Source organism: Streptomyces scabichelini (genome assembly GCF_011045015.1).
GTDB lineage: Bacteria > Actinomycetota > Actinomycetes > Streptomycetales > Streptomycetaceae > Streptomyces > Streptomyces scabichelini.
The window spans coordinates 1-13,798 of record NZ_JAAKZY010000122.1 but is presented as its reverse complement, the minus strand read 5'-3'; the positions used below and the strand labels follow the sequence as shown (position 1 = coordinate 13,798).

The following is a 13,798-nucleotide window of genomic DNA, read 5'->3' as shown; positions in this document are numbered from 1 at the left end:
GGTCGATCACCGATCATTTTCGAACACATATTTCATTTGGGCGGTGTTAGGCGGTGTTCCGGGGGGTGTCTCGCGGTGAGTTTTCGGACGTGTTCCGCGAGCGTGTCCGCTGCCAGCGGCTGAGCAGGCCCTCGGGGACCTCTTCTGCCGTGAGCGCGAAGACGAGGTGGTCACGCCAGGCCCCGTCGATGTGAAGATAACGTGGACGAAGTCCTTCCTCGCGGAATCCGAGTTTCTCCACGACCCGGCGGCTGGGGCCGTTCTCGGGGCGAATGCAGACTTCGATGCGGTGCAGTCCCACGGCGCGGAAGCAGTGGTCGACCGCGAGAGCGACGGCCGTCGGCATCACTCCGCGCCCGGCCACCGCCTCGTCCACCCAGTACCCGATATGGCCCGAGCACATCGAACCCCAGGTGATTCCGGCGACCGTCAACTGTCCGACGAGCCGGCCCTGGTATTCGATGACGAACGGCAGCATCCGGCCCGCGTTGGCCTCGGCGCGCAGATGCCGGACCATCTGGCGGTAGGTCGGCCGGTGCGCTATCGGCCCGCTGGGCGTGGGCGGCGGAATGGTCGCCTCCCAGGGGCGCAGCCAGTCCCGGTTGCGCCGGTTGACCTCGCGCCAGGCCCGGTGGTCACGCATCTTTATGGGCCGGAGGACGACATCACCGTCCACCAGCTCGACCGGCCAGGATGGGCTGTTCAGCTCGCACCCCCGCTGCCGCTGGGTCTTGGATGATCGCCGCCGCGCAGCTGGTCGACGGCGTGGATCAACAGGGGCCGCAGGACGGCGAGCCCGTCCCGGACCCCGCCGGTGGAGCCCGGCAGGTTCACGATCAGCGTCCGCCCGGCGACTCCGGCCAGCCCCCGGGACAGCGCCGCCGTGGGCACCTTCTGTCTCCCGAACGCTCTGATGGCCTCCGGAATGCCCGGTACCTCGTGGTCGAGGACGCGCCGGGTGGCTTCGGGGGTGCGGTCGGTGGGCGAGATGCCGGTGCCGCCGGTGGTCACGATGACGTCGTACCCGGCCTCGACACCGCTGCGCAGTGCGGCCTCCACGGGGTCCCCGTCGGGGACGACCCGCGGTCCGTCCACCTCGAAGCCGTACGAGACCAGGCCCTCGGCGATCAGCGGGCCGCCCTTGTCCTCGTAGACCCCGGCGGCGGCGCGGTTGGACGCCGTGACGACAAGGGCGCGATACGTCATGCCCGGCTCCAGTCGCCCGACTTGCCGCCCGTCTTCTCCTCGACCCGTACGTCCGTGATGACCGCCCCCTTGTCGACCGCCTTGACCATGTCGATCACGGTGAGAGCCGCCACGCTGACCGCGGTGAGGGCCTCCATCTCCACCCCCGTACGGTCGGTGGTCTTCACGGTGGCCAGGATCTCGACGGCGTCGTCCGCAACCGACAGATCAAGCTTGACACCCGACACTGACAACGGGTGGCACAGCGGGATCAGATCCGGTGTGCGCTTGGCACCCATGATGCCCGCGATGCGCGCGGTGGCGAGAGCGTCGCCCTTGGGAACGCCCTCGCCGCGCAGCAGCTCGACCACCCGGGGCGAGATCAGGACGCGGCCGCTGGCGCGGGCGGTGCGCGCGGTCACGTCCTTCCCGGACACGTCGACCATGCGGGCGGCGCCCGCCTCGTCGATGTGGGTCAGTCGGTCGTTGGTACTCATGGCGCTCCCGGTCGGGCCTGTTGTGCGCGACACGGTACCGCCAAGTGGGGCCGGTCAGCCGAGGAGGACCACTTCGACCTCGGTGCCGGGCTCGACGGACTCCATGGACTCGGGGACCACGATCAGCGCGTCGGCGTGGGCAAGAGCGGCGATCAGATGCGATCCGGCGCCGCCGACGGGGGTCACCTCCCCGTTCGCGTACCGGCCCCGCAGGAATTGACGGCGTCCGGCGGGCGAGGTGAGCGCCTTGTCGGTCTTGAGGACTGCCCTGGTCGTGGGCCGGTGGACGTCGTCGAGGCCCATCAGGGTGCGGATCGCGGGGCGTACGAACAGCTCGAAGGAGACGTACGACGACACGGGGTTGCCCGGCAGAGCGAGCAGCGGGGTGTGGTCGGGGCCGATGGAGCCGAAGCCCTGGGGCTTGCCGGGCTGCATCGCGAGCTTGCGGAACTCGATGCCGCTGCCCGCCTCGTCCTCGTCGCCGACGGACTCCAGCGCCTCCTTGACGACGTCGTACGCCCCCACGCTGACACCGCCCGTGGTGACCAGGAGGTCGGCGCGGATGAGCTGGTCCTCGATGGTGGCGCGGAGGATCTCGGCGTCGTCGGTGACGGCGCCCACGCGGTACGCGATGGCTCCGGCGTCGCGGGCGGCGGCGGTCAGGGCGAAGCTGTTGGAGTCGTAGATCTGGCCGTCGCCCAACTCCTCGTCGGGCTGGACGAGTTCGCTGCCCGTGGACAGGACCACCACGCGCGGGCGCGGGCGCACGCGTACGGTCCCGCGACCGATCGCGGCGAGCAGCGCGATCTGCGGCGGGCCGAGGATCGTGCCCGCTTCGAGGGCGCGGTCCCCGGCCTTGACGTCGCTGCCCTTCGCGCGCACGTGCGCGCGTGCCGGTGCCGGGCGGTGCACCTGGACCTGTCCGGAGGCGCCCTCGGGGGCCGCGCTGTGGGCACGCATCCGGGAGACGGGGCCCGCGCCGAGGCCGCCGTCGGTCCACTCCACAGGGACGACGGTCTCGGCGCCGGGCGGCAGCGGGGCGCCCGTCATGATGCGGGCGGCCTCGCCGGGACCCACGTGGAGCGGCTCGCCCTGACCCGCCGCGACGTCCCCGACGACCGTGAGGACGGCCGGGAACTCCTCGCTCGCGCCCGCGACATCGGCGACCCGGACCGCGTACCCGTCCATCGAGCTGTTGTCGAACGGCGGCAGGGAGACCGGCACCGTGACGTCCTCGACCAGGACGCAGCCCTGGGCGTCGAGGAGTTGCAGCTCGATGGGTTCGAGGGGGCGGACGGTCGTGAGGATGTCCTCCAGGTGCTCGGTCACCGACCAGAGGTGGTCCTGGCCGGTGACGCGGGTCGCGGCGCTGCTCAAAGTTGCTACATCTCCTCGGTGACGTAACTGCGAAGCCAGGTCCGGAAGTCCGGGCCCAGGTCTTCACGTTCGCACGCGAGTCGGACAATGGCACGCAGGTAGTCGCCTCGGTCGCCGGTGTCATAGCGGCGGCCCTTGAAGACGACGCCGTGCACGGGTCCGCCGACCTTCTCGTCCGCGGCGAGCTGCTGGAGGGCGTCGGTGAGCTGGATCTCGCCGCCGCGGCCCGGCTCGGTCTTGCGCAGTATGTCGAAGACGTGCGGGTCGAGGACGTAACGGCCGATGATCGCGTAGTTCGACGGGGCGTCCGCCGCGGTCGGCTTCTCGACCAGGTCGTGGACCTTGACCACGTCGCTGTCCTCGGTGGTGTCGACGGCCGCGCACCCGTAGAGGTGGATCTGCTCCGGCGCGACCTCCATGAGGGCGATCACGCTGCCGCCGTACTGCTCCTGGACCGCGACCATGCGCGCGAGAAGGGGGTCACGCGGGTCGATCAGGTCGTCGCCGAGGAGTACGGCGAAGGGCTCGTGGCCGACGTGCGGTGCCGCACACAGGACTGCGTGGCCGAGGCCCTTGGGGTCGCCCTGGCGTACGTAGTGCATGGTCGCGAGATCGCTGGACTCCTGCACCTTGGCGAGCCGGCCGGCGTCGCCCTTCTTCTGAAGGGCCGATTCCAGCTCGTAGTTGCGGTCGAAGTGGTCCTCGAGGGGACGCTTGTTGCGGCCTGTGATCATGAGGACGTCGTCGAGGCCCGCGGACGCGGCTTCCTCGACCACATACTGGATCGCCGGCTTGTCGACGACCGGCAGCATCTCCTTGGGAGTGGCTTTGGTGGCCGGCAGGAACCGGGTACCGAGGCCTGCTGCGGGGATGACAGCCTTGCTGATCCTGGGGTGCGACTGAGTCATGCCGGTCACCATATCCGGTGCCTATGCACGGAATATGTGGCTCCGGTTAATTCGCGCTCATATGAACGCATGACGGCGCATGACCAAGGGTACGGGAGCGAACTGTGAGTCAGCCGAGACCGCGTGCGGAGCCTGGCAAGCGAACCTTGCGGCAGGGGTTCCTCTCGGTGAGAAGCCGGTTGACGGCTGATGACGTGGCGGAAACGGAGGCCGCGCTCGCCGCCCGCGCCCTGGAACTGCGGGAACTGGCGCACGCGCGCACCGTGGCGGCGTACGTCTCCGTGGGGAACGAACCGGGCACGCGCGCGCTCCTCGAGGCCCTCCACGCGCGCGGGGTGCGGGTTCTGCTGCCGGTCCTGATGGCGGACAACGACCTGGACTGGGGTGCGTACGACGGAGAGGGCTCGCTCGTCCGCGTACAACACCGGGGGAAAATGGCCCTCTTGGAGCCCGCGGGTGAGCGCCTGGGACCGGACGCCGTGCTCGCGGCCGACGCCGTCCTGCTGCCGGGGCTCGCCGTGGACGCGCGCGGGATGCGGCTCGGGCGCGGCGGTGGATCGTACGACCGGGTGCTCGCGAGGCTGGAGCGGGCGGGCGCGGATCCGGCGCTGGTGGTGCTGCTGTACGACTCCGAAGTGGTCGATCGTGTCCCTGAAGAACGGCACGACCGGCCGGTGCACGCGGTGGTCACCCCTTCGGGAGTACGTCGCTTCCGGTGACGGGACGGGACGGACGGGTGACTCTCCCCGTAGACGCTCGTAAGCGAAATGGCCCTCCACGCGCGCGTGGAGGGCCATTTTCACGGCTTCAGCACCAGCGTGTCCTCCGTGTCCTCGTCGACCGCCCGCTCCGAGGAGACCCAGTCCAGCAGCTCGCCCTTGGCCCACTTGTCCGTCTGGTCGATGTAGTGGGCGTTGTAGGCGTGCCCGGAGGCGCCGGTGAGGTTGATCCACTTCGACTTGTCGAAGTCGTCGAGGTTCACCACCATCCGCATCGACGGCACCCAGACGACGGAGTAGCCGCCCGCGGCGTTCCAGCCGGTGGCGTTCACCGCGGCCTCGCCGCCGCCCATGTTGTACGGGCCTCGGTTGAGCATGAACTGCAGGAAGCCGGGGCCTTCGGTGCCCATGGTCTCGTTCTTCAGGTACAGCCGGTGCAGGCGGCCCCAGTTCCAGGTGTCCATGTCCTTGCCGAGCTTGGCGGTCAGCTCCCAGCGGGCGTCCTCCAGGGCGCGCTCGAAGAGCTGGTCGCGGTTCTTGGCCGCTTTGTCGGTGCGGTTGCCGGGCGCCTGCCACCAGTCGCTGTCCTCGTCGTCGAGGATCGACCTGACCACCTCGAACCAGCGGTCGCCGCCGTCGGGCTGCGCGCTGTCCGCGTCACGCTGGCCGCACTCGCGCACCCGCCGGTCCTCGTCGGCCGGTCCCGTGGTGTCGACCGGCTCGACGTACAGACACTGGCCCTCGACCCGCAGCTCCTTGGGCAGCTTGTTGCCGAAGGCGAGCTTCAGGATGTTGCGCCAGACCGCGTTGAAATACGCGGCCGCCGCCGAATCGGCGTCCTGGGTGTAGTTCCAGCCCTCCAGGAGTTTCTGCCCGTCCCGTACGTCCTTGTCGGGGACGTCGATCTTGAGCAGCAGGGGCACCAGGAGCTTGGCGATCTCGCTGCTGTTGTCGAGCTGCATCTGGCGCATGTCGTCGGTCGAGACCTTGCCGCCGCCCTTGAGCTTCGACTCGATGAGATCGGAGATCCGCTGGCTGCGTGTGCCGTAGCCCCAGTCCGTGGTGAGCGTGTAGGGGTACTTGTCCTTGTCGACGACGGCCTGGTTGGCGGTCACGATGTAGCCGCGCTTCGGGTTGTACTCGTAGGGCAGCTCGGACTGCTTGATGTAGCCGGTCCACTCGTACTTGGAGTCCCAGCCGGGCGACGGGAGCGAGCCGTCGCCCTCACCGCGTTTCGGGATGCGCCCGGGCATCTGGTAGCCGATGTTGTTCTCGGTGTCGGCGTAGATCAGGTTCTGCGACGGCACGTCGAACAGGGCGGCCGCCTTGCGGAAGCCCTCCCAGTCGGCGGCCTTGTTCATCGCGAAGACGGCGTCCATCGAGGTGCCCGGGTCCAGGGCGGTCCAGCGCAGCGCGATGCCGTAGCCGTCGCCGCGGTCGGGTGCCGACTGGTCGACGGTGGCCTTCTTGCCGACCTTCACGAGTTCGTCGTCGCGGTCGGACAGCAGCGGCCCGTTGTCGGTCTCCCGGACGACGATCGTCTTGCTGTCGCCGCCCGCGACGTTGATCTTCTCCTCGCGGGTGGTGAAGGACTTCACCTTGCCGTCGTACTCGTAGCCGTCCCCGGTGAGCTTCTCCAGGTACAGGTCGGTGACGTCGGCACCGGAGTTGGTCATGCCCCAGGCGATGTTCTTGTTGTGGCCGATGACCACGCCCGGCATGCCCGAGAAGGTGTACCCGGAGACGTCGTACTGGCACTTGTCGGAGACGCTCTTGCAGTGCAGGCCCATCTGGTACCAGACCGAGGGCAGCGACGGCGACAGGTGCGGGTCGTTGGCGAGCAGCGGCTTGCCGCTGATGGTGTGAGCGCCACCGACGACCCAGGAGTTGGAGCCGATGCCGTTGCCGTTCACGCCGACGGCCTCGGGGACGTCGTCCAGGACGTTGTAGAGGCCCGCCAGCTGGCTCTGCAGCCCGGAGGGGGCCGTGGCCCCGCCGGCGAGCCCGGAGCCCGCCGTGGACGTACCGGAGCCGCTCTGCTCGTACTCCCCGGAGACGCTGTCGTACTCGCCCTCCTGGACGATCGTCTTGTTCCGGTCGTACGGATACTCCGGATACAGGTCGGCGATCTGCTGCGGACCGAGGCGGCTGGTCATCAGCGAGCGGTCGATCTCGTCCTCCATATTGGCGCGCAGGTCCCAGGCCATCGCCTTGAGCCAGGCCACCGAGTCGACCGGAGTCCACTCCTCGGGCCGGTAGTCGTTGGAGAAACCGAGGGCCGCGTACTCCAGGGAGATGTCCTCGCCGTCCTTGCCCTGGAGGTAGGCGTTGACTCCCTTGGCGTACGCCTGGAGGTACTTTTTCGTCTCGGCCGACAGCTTGGTCTTGTACTCCTCCTCCGCGACCCGGTCCCAGCCGAGCGTGCGCAGGAACTCGTCCTTGTCGACCTGGCTCTCGCCGAACATCTCGGAGAGCCTGCCGGACGTCATGTGGCGGCGTACGTCCATCTCGTAGAACCGGTCCTGCGCCTGGACATAGCCCTGCGCCATGAACAGGTCCTCGTCGGAGGAGGCGTAGATCTGCGGGATCCCGTTGCCATCACGCTTGACGTCGACGGGTCCTGACAGACCGTCGAGTGCGATCGAGCCCTTGGTCTGGGGGAAGGAGGCACGCACGGTGCTGATCGACCAGAACGCCCCGTATGCGACGCCCCCGATGATGGCCAGGATCAGGGCGATCACGATCAGACGGGCTCTGCGCCCCTTCTTCCTGCCGGACTTGCCGGACTTCTGACCGGAAGAGGAGGTGGTGTTGGGGGGCATCGCTGTCCTTGCTGTCCTCACGCGAGCGGCAGGCGGGGCCGTGCTTTTGACTGAACGCTGGAGCAACCATAGGTCAGGGCTTGGCGCGCCTTGACGCGGAGTCGGGAACGCGCAGGTTCCGGAGTTCCGGCCGCATGCGCGATCGTCAAGAAAGCGTCAAGAGTTAGGTAAGGTAACGAAGTACTTGCACCACCGAGAAGGGAACAGCCGCTGACTGTCCACCAGCTCAACCAGCTCCTGCTCGTCTGCTCGCTCGTTCTGCTCGTCGCGGTGGCAGCGGTTCGTATCTCTTCGCGCAGCGGGCTCCCCAGCCTGCTCGTCTACCTGGGCATCGGCGTCGCCATGGGACAGGACGGCGTCGGCGGCATCCAATTCGACAACGCCGAACTGACCCAGGTCATCGGGTACGCCGCCCTGGTCGTGATCCTGGCCGAGGGCGGTCTCGGCACGCAGTGGAAAGAGATCAAGCCAGCGCTTCCCGGCGCCTCCTCACTGGCCCTGGTCGGTGTCGCGGTGAGCGTCGGCGTCACGGCCACGGCGGCCCACTACCTGATCGACCTGGAGTGGCGGCAAGCCCTCATCGTCGGCGCGGTGGTGTCCTCGACGGACGCGGCGGCGGTCTTCTCGGTGCTGCGCAAAGTACCCCTCCCCGCGCGCGTGACGGGCATGCTGGAGGCCGAGTCGGGCTTCAACGACGCTCCGGTGGTCATCCTCGTCGTCGCCTTCTCCACGGCCGGTCCTGTGGAGCACTGGTACGCACTGCTCGGCAAGATAGCCCTGGAGCTGGCCATCGGCGCGGCCATCGGCCTCGCGGTGGGCTTCCTCGGCGCGTACGGGCTGCGCCATGTGGCACTGCCCGCCTCCGGCCTCTACCCGATCGCCGTCATGGCCATCGCGGTCATGGCGTACGCCGGCGGGGCGCTCGCCCACGGCAGCGGCTTCCTCGCCGTGTATCTGGCGTCGATGGTCCTCGGCAACCAGAAGCTGCCGCACTGGCCCGCCACCCGCGGCTTCGCCGACGGGCTCGGCTGGATCGCCCAGATCGGCATGTTCGTCCTGCTCGGCCTGCTGGTCACACCGCACGAGCTGAAGGACGACTTCCTGCCCGCGCTCGTCATCGGGCTGGTGCTGACCATGGTGGCGCGGCCGCTGAGCGTCGTCGTCGCGCTGCTGCCGTTCCGGCTCGGATGGCCGGAGCAGGCCCTGATGTCCTGGGCGGGCCTGCGCGGCGCCGTGCCCATCATCCTGGCCACGATCCCGATGGTGAACGGCGTCGAGGACAGCCGCCGGATCTTCAACATCGTCTTCATACTCGTCGTCGTCTACACCCTCGTGCAGGGCCCGACCCTCCCCTGGCTGGCCCGGAAGCTGCGCCTGGACAAGTCCGCCACCGAGGCCGCCGACCTGGGCATCGAATCGGCGCCCCTGGAGCGACTGCGCGGGCATCTGCTGTCCGTCGCGATCCCGAAGGGATCGAAGATGCACGGCGTCGAGGTCAACGAGCTGCGACTGCCCCCGGGCGCCGCGGTCACGCTGGTCGTACGGGACGGAACGTCGTTCGTCCCGCTGCCCACCACGATCCTGCAACGCGGCGACGAACTCCTCGTGGTGGCCACGGACCCCGTACGGGACGCGGCCGAGGGGCGACTGCGGGCGGTCGGACAGGGCGGCAAGCTGGCAGGATGGCTGGGGACGGGCGGAAACGGCACATCGTAGGTGAATGCGGCTCGGGTGTTCGCTTTCACAGGGGCACGATCACCGATACCTGTACGATGAAGGCGCACTCAGATCGAACCAACTCTGCCTGACGCAGAGCTGGCGCGACCGTATGGCGGCCGCTGCCCTCACGGGGCCCGGTATCTACCGCAGTTCCGCGCAAGAGGACAGCTCTCGGCGCCCCCCGCAGGGTGAGCCGAAGGGGCGCGTCGGTGACGAGAGCGCGAGCGCGCGGAGGCCCGAAGGGCTGAGCACGGTCGCGGTCTCGTCACCGACTTGAGCGCCCCGGAGGCGAACGAAGCAAAAGGGGTCGCGCGCCACCAGGTGGCAGAAAGGCACGGGCCGTGGCATCCACGGTCACCTCCGAGTCCGCCAGGACATCGGTCACCTCCCGCCCTGGATACGGGCAACTGCTGCGCACGCGTGGCGCCTGGACGTTCCTGCTCCCCGGCTTCGCCGCCCGGCAGCCGTTCGCGATGCTGACTCTGTCCCTCGTACTGCTCGTGCAGCACACCACCGGCTCGTACGGGGTCGCCGGCGCCGTCGCCGCCGTGACCGGTGTCTCCATGGCACTGTTCGCGCCCCTGACCGGCCGTCTCGCCGACCGCCACGGCCAGCGTGCCGTGCTGCTGCCCGGCGTCCTCGTCCACACTCTGGCCGGCCTCTCCCTGACGGCGCTGGCCCTCGCGGACGCTCCCTTGTGGACGCTGTTCGCGGCGGCCGTCCCGACCGGCGCCTCCGTCCCGCAGATCGGGCCGATGGTGCGGGCCCGCTGGGGCGTCAGGCTCCAGGGCTCACCCCTGATGACGACCGCGGCGGCCTTCGAGTCCGTCACGGACGAGCTGACCTTCGTACTCGGCCCGCTGCTGGCGACCGCGCTGTGCACCGCCGTGGACCCGGCGGCGGGCCTGCTCACGGAGGCGGCACTGACCCTGGTCGGCGGCCTGCTGTTCGCGGCCCAGCAGAGCACGCAGCCCTCCGTACGTCTCGACGGGCACGCGCGCGTGGAGCACGCCTCCGCCCTGTCGGTCCCCGGAGTACGCGTCCTGATCGTGGTCTTCCTGGGCATCGGCTCCGTGTTCGGCGGCATGCAGGTCTCGCTCGCCGCGTTCACCGAGTCGATCGGCGAGCCGGGCCTGAACGGGGTCCTGTACGGCATCTTCGCCGCGGGCAACATGCTGTCCGGCATCGTCTGCGGCGCCGTCGCCTGGAAGGTGGCCCCGCGCCGCCGCCTGGTCATCGGATACGTGGCGCTGGCCCTGACCGCCTCCGGCCTGTGGGCCGCGCACTCCGTGATCGTCCTCGCCGGAGTCGGCCTCCTGGTCGGCATGTGCGTCGCGCCCGCCCTGATCACCGGCTACACGCTGGTCGAGGGCCTGACGCCTGTGGGTGCCCGTACGGAGGCCTTCACCTGGCTGACCGGCGCGGTCGCGCTCGGGCAGGCGGCGGCCGTCACCGTCGCCGGGCAGCTGGAGGACCGCTTCTGGGACGGCGCCGGTTTCCTCGTCCCGATGGGCGGCACCCTGCTGGCTCTGGCGACCCTCGTGGCCCTGCGCTCGCGGCTCACGCCCAGGCCGACGGGCCGGACCGTCGCACGTGGCGTCGGTCACCGCGTACCGCTGACAGTGGACTGATCCCGGGGAATAGGTCACTATGGAGCGTCGTTAGCACTCATCGAGTGAGAGTGCCAGGAGGAAGACAAGTGCCGACCTACCAGTATCAGTGCACCGCGTGCGGCGAGGGCCTCGAGGTGGTGCAGAAGTTCAGCGAGGACGCCCTGACGGAGTGCCCCAGCTGCGATGGCCGCCTGAAGAAGGTGTTCTCCGCGGTCGGCATCGTCTTCAAGGGCTCCGGCTTCTACCGCAACGACAGCCGCAGCTCCTCGTCGAGCAGCTCGACGGCCAAGTCGTCGTCCTCGGCGACCGCTCCCGCCACGACCTCGTCCTCCTCCTCGGACTCGTCGTCCTCGAACTCGTCGTCGTCCTCGAGCTCGTCGTCGTCCGGTTCCAGCAGTTCCTCGAGCAGCAGCTCGGCCGCGTAACGCTTTCTTCCTTAACGGGACCCTGTCGTCGTACGACGGCGGGGTCCGTGGCGTTTCCGGGCCCGGCTAGGGTGCGGTCATGGCGAACACGGAGAACGCCGAAATCGGCGTCATTGGCGGCTCGGGCTTCTACTCCTTCCTCGACGACGTGACCGAGATACAGGTGGCCACGCCCTACGGGGCGCCCAGCGACTCCCTCTTCCTCGGCGAGATCGCCGGGCGGCGGGTCGCCTTCCTTCCCCGCCACGGCCGCGCCCACCATCTGCCGCCGCACCGCATCAACTACCGCGCCAACCTGTGGGCGCTGCGCTCCGTCGGGGCGCGCCAGGTGCTCGGTCCCTGCGCGGTCGGCGGGCTGCGCCCCGAGTACGGCCCCGGCACGCTGCTCGTACCGGACCAGTTCGTGGACCGTACGAAGTCCCGGGAGCAGACCTACTTCGACGGGATGCCGCTGCCCGGGGGCCAGGTGCCGAACGTGGTGCATGTGTCTCTGGCCGACCCGTACTGCCCCGTCGGGCGCAAGGCCGCGCTGGAGGCTGCGCGCGGGCAGGACTGGGAGCCGGTGGACGGCGGGACGCTCGTGGTGGTCGAGGGGCCGCGGTTCTCCACCCGTGCCGAATCGTTGTGGCACCAGGCGCAGGGCTGGTCGGTGGTGGGCATGACCGGGCATCCCGAGGCAGCGCTCGCCCGTGAACTCGAGCTCTGCTACACGTCGTTGACCCTGGTCACCGACCTCGACGCGGGGGCCGAGACCGGGGAGGGGGTCTCGCACGAGGAGGTGCTGAAGGTGTTCGCGGAGAATGTGGAGCGGCTGCGGGGTGTTCTGTTCGACGCGGTGGCGGGGCTGCCTGAGAACGGGACGCGGGATTGTCTGTGCGCGAAGGCGCTGGGCGGGATGGATCCGGGGTTCGACCTGGCGTAGGGAAGGCGGCGAGTGGGGCTTTGGTGCGTGTGGGGGTGGGAGTTCCCCGCCGGGGAACAGGCTCCTCTTCGGTGAGGAACTTCCCCTTCGGGTGAGCGAGTTGTCCACAACCGGTCGGTAGTCCACGGGCCTCGGCGGGATTCGGCGCGAGGCCGCAATCTGGCATCGCAAGCCGATCTCCCGACCGCTGGTGGTGGTTCTCGTGTCGCTCCTCCCTTCCTTTCCGCGCCCGTTGGGCACGGACGCGCCCGGTACATGCGAGGTGCCGCACTTCGCTCCCGTGCGGGTGCGTGGTGGGCGGTACCAGCTGCGACGGCTCGTACGGCACAGAAGGCGGGCCGTGGCCGCGGGACTCGCCGTGACCGCTGCCGCGCTGGTGGCGGCGGGGCCGAGGGACGCAGGCCGGGCGCGGGCCCACTCCGCCGGCACTCCCCCCACTTCGGCACAGTCGACCGTGGCAGGTACTCCCGTACGGGAGCGGCCCCCTGTCGAGATGGTCACGGCGCCGGTGCGGATCGCCGACGGCGCGACCGTACGGCTGTTGCGGCCGGGCGACCGTGTCGATGTCGTCGCGGCGGAGGAGTCGGCGGCGGGCGGCGGTGACGCGCGGGTGGTCGCGCGCGGGGTGCGGGTGACGAAGGTGCCCGAGGCCCTGGACGGCGTGGCCGAGGGCGGTGCGCTGGTCGTGCTGTCCGTGCCGCGGCAGACGGCGGTGCGGCTGGCCGGAGCAGGCGCGACCTCTCGGTTGGCGGTGACGGTGTGCTGAGCCTGCTCAAGAAGATCTTCGGTTGGCTGTCAAGTCCGTCGTTGGAGCTGGGCCGTTGGACAGGCTCGCCACGCCCTGCCGTAGGTTGCGGAGCTGTTCGTTCCACAACTCGTGCGGCTGAAGAGGGGCTCCCTGGTGAGCGAGAACAAGAAGGAGCCGGGCGTCTGGGAGGGCTTCAAGACCTTCCTGATGCGCGGGAACGTCGTCGATCTGGCAGTGGCGGTAGTCATCGGCGCGGCCTTCACCAGCATCGTCAACTCAGTGGTGAAGGGAGTCATCAACCCACTGGTGGGCGCGATCGGCACGAAGAACCTGGACCACTACAGCTCCTGCATCAAGGGACCCTGCGCAGGCACCGGCGACACCGCGACCGGCGTCCGGATCATGTGGGGCTCGGTACTCGGCGCGACGCTCTCGTTCGTGATCACCGCGGGCGTCGTCTATTTCCTGATGGTGCTGCCGATGTCCAAGTACCTGGCCCGGCAGGCGGCCCGCCAGAAGGCGAAGGAGGGCATGCACGAGGTGATCGAGGTGACCGAGCTGGAGGTCCTCAAGGAGATCCGCGACGCTCTGGTGGCCCAGCGCCGTTCGGGACACACCGAGCATTAGCGCCCGCCGTTCGGCGGGTCCTCATATTGGCCTCTGTCGTTGGCCGGGGCCGCCGGGCTCAGAGGTGGTGGGGCGGCTTCTCGTCCAGGAAGCGGGCCAGGTCCCCGGCGCTGTCACCGCTGGGCCGCTCGCCCCATCCACGGTCCGTGTCGTCCGAGGACTGCTGGCTCAGCGGGTCGTCGAAGACCAGGGCGGGCTCTTTCTCTTATCCACATCTTACTCTTCCTACTAGCATT

Annotated in this window: 13 protein-coding genes; 7 read left to right on the top strand and 6 right to left on the bottom strand. The window is 69.4% G+C overall.

Annotated elements, in window-relative coordinates; genetic code table 11:
- Nucleotides 1–46: 46 nt before the first annotated feature.
- The 5 genes from G5C60_RS31285 to galU are packed head-to-tail and all read right to left on the bottom strand — an operon-like array spanning nucleotide 47 to nucleotide 3,967.
- Nucleotides 47–706 carry a GNAT family N-acetyltransferase gene (locus tag G5C60_RS31285; protein ID WP_206440233.1) on the bottom strand — a complete coding sequence of 220 codons (660 nt, stop codon included), beginning with the start codon at nucleotides 704–706 and terminating at the stop codon, nucleotides 47–49.
- Complete coding sequence (locus G5C60_RS31280) at nucleotides 703–1,206, bottom strand: MogA/MoaB family molybdenum cofactor biosynthesis protein (protein ID WP_165264373.1); 504 nt, start codon at nucleotides 1,204–1,206, stop codon at nucleotides 703–705. The genes G5C60_RS31285 and G5C60_RS31280 overlap by 4 nt, the downstream gene beginning before the upstream one ends.
- The gene (gene moaC / locus G5C60_RS31275; protein WP_165264372.1) at nucleotides 1,203–1,682 is read right to left on the bottom strand and encodes a cyclic pyranopterin monophosphate synthase MoaC; all 480 of its coding nucleotides are present in this window, start codon (nucleotides 1,680–1,682) and stop codon (nucleotides 1,203–1,205) included. Before moaC ends, G5C60_RS31280 begins: the two co-directional genes overlap by 4 nt.
- A 54-nt stretch (nucleotides 1,683–1,736) precedes the next feature.
- Nucleotides 1,737–3,059: a molybdotransferase-like divisome protein Glp gene (gene glp / locus G5C60_RS31270; RefSeq protein WP_165264371.1), complete on the bottom strand. Its 1,323-nt coding sequence runs from the start codon at nucleotides 3,057–3,059 to the stop codon at nucleotides 1,737–1,739.
- A 5-nt stretch (nucleotides 3,060–3,064) separates the two neighbouring features.
- Complete coding sequence (gene galU, locus G5C60_RS31265; protein ID WP_165264370.1) at nucleotides 3,065–3,967, bottom strand: UTP--glucose-1-phosphate uridylyltransferase GalU; 903 nt, start codon at nucleotides 3,965–3,967, stop codon at nucleotides 3,065–3,067.
- Nucleotides 3,968–4,113: 146 nt separating this feature from the next.
- Here galU and G5C60_RS31260 point away from each other — a divergent pair, with 146 nt between their 5' ends.
- The gene (locus tag G5C60_RS31260) at nucleotides 4,114–4,686 is read left to right on the top strand and encodes a 5-formyltetrahydrofolate cyclo-ligase (protein ID WP_206440227.1); all 573 of its coding nucleotides are present in this window, start codon (nucleotides 4,114–4,116) and stop codon (nucleotides 4,684–4,686) included.
- A gap of 80 nt (nucleotides 4,687–4,766) precedes the next feature.
- On the opposite strand, the gene G5C60_RS31255 is transcribed toward G5C60_RS31260, so the two are convergent.
- The gene (locus G5C60_RS31255) at nucleotides 4,767–7,508 is read right to left on the bottom strand and encodes a penicillin acylase family protein (RefSeq protein WP_165264368.1); all 2,742 of its coding nucleotides are present in this window, start codon (nucleotides 7,506–7,508) and stop codon (nucleotides 4,767–4,769) included.
- A gap of 210 nt (nucleotides 7,509–7,718) precedes the next feature.
- Here G5C60_RS31255 and G5C60_RS31250 point away from each other — a divergent pair, with 210 nt between their 5' ends.
- The 6 genes from G5C60_RS31250 (at nucleotide 7,719) to mscL (ending at nucleotide 13,562) form a co-directional block, all read left to right on the top strand.
- Nucleotides 7,719–9,224: a potassium/proton antiporter gene (locus G5C60_RS31250; protein WP_165264386.1), complete on the top strand. Its 1,506-nt coding sequence runs from the start codon at nucleotides 7,719–7,721 to the stop codon at nucleotides 9,222–9,224.
- A 344-nt stretch (nucleotides 9,225–9,568) separates the two neighbouring features.
- Nucleotides 9,569–10,858 carry an MFS transporter gene (locus G5C60_RS31245; RefSeq protein WP_165264367.1) on the top strand — a complete coding sequence of 430 codons (1,290 nt, stop codon included), beginning with the start codon at nucleotides 9,569–9,571 and terminating at the stop codon, nucleotides 10,856–10,858.
- Nucleotides 10,859–10,926: 68 nt separating this feature from the next.
- Nucleotides 10,927–11,265, top strand: coding sequence for an FmdB family zinc ribbon protein (locus G5C60_RS31240; protein WP_165264366.1), 339 nt, complete (start codon nucleotides 10,927–10,929; stop codon nucleotides 11,263–11,265).
- Between the two features lie 79 nt (nucleotides 11,266–11,344).
- Nucleotides 11,345–12,187, top strand: a complete 843-nt coding sequence (locus G5C60_RS31235) for an S-methyl-5'-thioadenosine phosphorylase (RefSeq protein ID WP_165264365.1) — start codon at nucleotides 11,345–11,347, stop codon at nucleotides 12,185–12,187.
- Nucleotides 12,188–12,389: 202 nt separating this feature from the next.
- Complete coding sequence (locus G5C60_RS31230) at nucleotides 12,390–12,953, top strand: hypothetical protein (RefSeq protein ID WP_165264364.1); 564 nt, start codon at nucleotides 12,390–12,392, stop codon at nucleotides 12,951–12,953.
- Between the two features lie 135 nt (nucleotides 12,954–13,088).
- Nucleotides 13,089–13,562, top strand: coding sequence for a large conductance mechanosensitive channel protein MscL (mscL, locus tag G5C60_RS31225; RefSeq protein WP_165264363.1), 474 nt, complete (start codon nucleotides 13,089–13,091; stop codon nucleotides 13,560–13,562).
- The last annotated feature ends 236 nt before the right edge of the window (nucleotides 13,563–13,798 follow it).

What these genes read in the sequence shown, in the direction of transcription:
- G5C60_RS31280 (WP_165264373.1), bottom strand. Translation starts at nt 1,206, where the DNA reads ATGACGTATCGCGCCCTTGTCGTCACGGCGTCCAACCGCGCCGCCGCC.
- moaC (WP_165264372.1), bottom strand. Translation starts at nt 1,682, where the DNA reads ATGAGTACCAACGACCGACTGACCCACATCGACGAGGCGGGCGCCGCC.
- galU (WP_165264370.1), bottom strand. Translation starts at nt 3,967, where the DNA reads ATGACTCAGTCGCACCCCAGGATCAGCAAGGCTGTCATCCCCGCAGCA.
- G5C60_RS31255 (WP_165264368.1), bottom strand. Translation starts at nt 7,508, where the DNA reads ATGCCCCCCAACACCACCTCCTCTTCCGGTCAGAAGTCCGGCAAGTCC.
- G5C60_RS31235 (WP_165264365.1), top strand. Translation starts at nt 11,345, where the DNA reads ATGGCGAACACGGAGAACGCCGAAATCGGCGTCATTGGCGGCTCGGGC.